The 1,810-nt window shown below is 48.9% G+C and carries 2 protein-coding genes; both read left to right on the top strand.

What is annotated here, in order from left to right; genetic code table 11:
- Nucleotides 1-930 (top strand): amino acid permease (locus B2751_RS15125; RefSeq protein WP_290775527.1); only part of this gene is annotated, 930 nt, incomplete at its 5' end.
- A 23-nt stretch (nucleotides 931-953) separates the two neighbouring features.
- Nucleotides 954-1,793: a tryptophan 2,3-dioxygenase gene (kynA, locus tag B2751_RS15120; protein WP_290775525.1), complete on the top strand. Its 840-nt coding sequence runs from the start codon at nucleotides 954-956 to the stop codon at nucleotides 1,791-1,793.
- Nucleotides 1,794-1,810 lie beyond the last annotated feature (17 nt).

The raw sequence follows: 1,810 nt of genomic DNA, 5'->3' as shown, positions 1-1,810 counted from the left end.
TGGTTCTCGGTCATTAAGATTAGTGCCATCTTACTGTTCATCCTGCTTGGTGCTTACTTGGTCATCGGTAGTCCGAGCCCTGAGATTGGTCCACAAAACTTCACGAATGATGGTGGCTTCATGCCATTCGGCTTCTCGGGTCTCTGGATTGCGATCTTCATCTCCCTGTTCAGTTTCCTCGGAACGGAATTGATTGCTGTCACTGCCGGTGAAGCAAAGGACCCGGACGTTGCCGTACCGAAAGCATTAAAAGCGACGGTTTTCCGTCTCTCGACGTTTTATGTCGTCACGATTGCTTTAATGTTGATGATTGTCCCGTGGCAACAAGCAGGCGGCGTCGATCAAAGTCCGTTCGTCAAAGTAATGGAGATGCTATCGATTCCATATGCAGGCGGTATCATGAACTTCATCATCCTGACGGCAGCGCTCTCCGCGATGAACAGTCAGCTGTATGCTTCGACACGGATGATGTATTCATTATCCAAGGCAACATATGCGCCAAAAGTATTTGGTCGTTTAAATCGAAAAGGTGTACCGCTCTTCGCACTCGCCTTATCAACACTCGGCATTTTTCTCGCTGCGATCATCAGCAGTCAGTCGAGCGTCTCTTATCCGTTCATGATGGGGATTTCGATGTTCGGGGCGATCTTCACATGGTTCATGATTTTCATCTCCCACCTCTACTTCCGTAAAGCCTGGGAACGTGAAGGTGGACGGACGTTACCGGTTCGGATGATGGGCTATCCGTATCTGACGGCCCTCGGTGCATTGTTGTTATTCGCACTCGTCCTGACGACATGGTTCACAGATTTCCAAATCGTCTTGAAGTTTGGTATACCGTGGTTAGTGTTCTTATCTATCGCCTATTTCTTCTGGAAACGGGCGCATCCAGAACAACTGAAGACCGCTGAAAAACGAAAACTGAATTAACTCGATAAAGGGGATGAATGGGAATGACAAAGACAGATCCTACGTCTATTGAAGCATCGATTCAAACGGATTTTAAGAAAGATATGTCCTATGGGGATTATTTGCAACTGGATCCATTGCTTACGAGTCAACATCGCTTATCGGGGCATCATGACGAGATGCTGTTCATCATCATTCATCAAACGAGCGAGCTATGGATGAAGCTGATCCTGCATGAGATGCGTGCAGCGACGCAAGCCGTTGCAAACGATGATCTCGAATCATCGTTTAAGATGCTCGCACGGATTTCAAAGATTCAGCACCAGTTGATCCAGTCGTGGAATGTCTTGTCGACCTTGACCCCTGCCGAATATCTGGAATTCCGTGACGCACTTGGTCACTCATCCGGTTTCCAATCGTATCAAAACCGGCAAATCGAATTCGCGCTCGGTTTCAAGAATGAGCAGATGCTAAAAGTTTATGCACATGATGAAACACTCTATCCGATGATGCTCGAAGACTTGAAGACACCAAGCATCTACGATGAAACGATCCGGGCGATGGCGCGCCATGGGCTACCGATCGACGCGTCCGTCCTTGAGCGTGATGTCACGGAAGACTGGACACCAAATACAAGTGTCGAGGCCGCTTGGGCAAGCGTCTATCGTGATGTCGAGCGGTACTGGGATCTGTATGAACTCGGTGAAAAACTACTGGATATCGGGAGCCAGCAACAGATGTGGCGCTTTAACCATATGAGTACCGTCGAACGGATCATCGGACAAAAACCAGGAACGGGCGGTTCGTCTGGTGTCAGTTATCTACGGCGTGTGCTCGACCACCGGTTCTTCCCGGAACTGTGGTCGGTCCGCACGACATTATGAGGAGGATGAAACGATGA

Source organism: Exiguobacterium sp. UBA6282 (assembly GCF_002440475.1).
In the GTDB taxonomy this organism is placed as follows: domain Bacteria; phylum Bacillota; class Bacilli; order Exiguobacteriales; family Exiguobacteriaceae; genus Exiguobacterium_A.
Note: the sequence above shows the minus strand (reverse complement) of the source record. Positions and strands in the feature narration are given on the sequence as shown.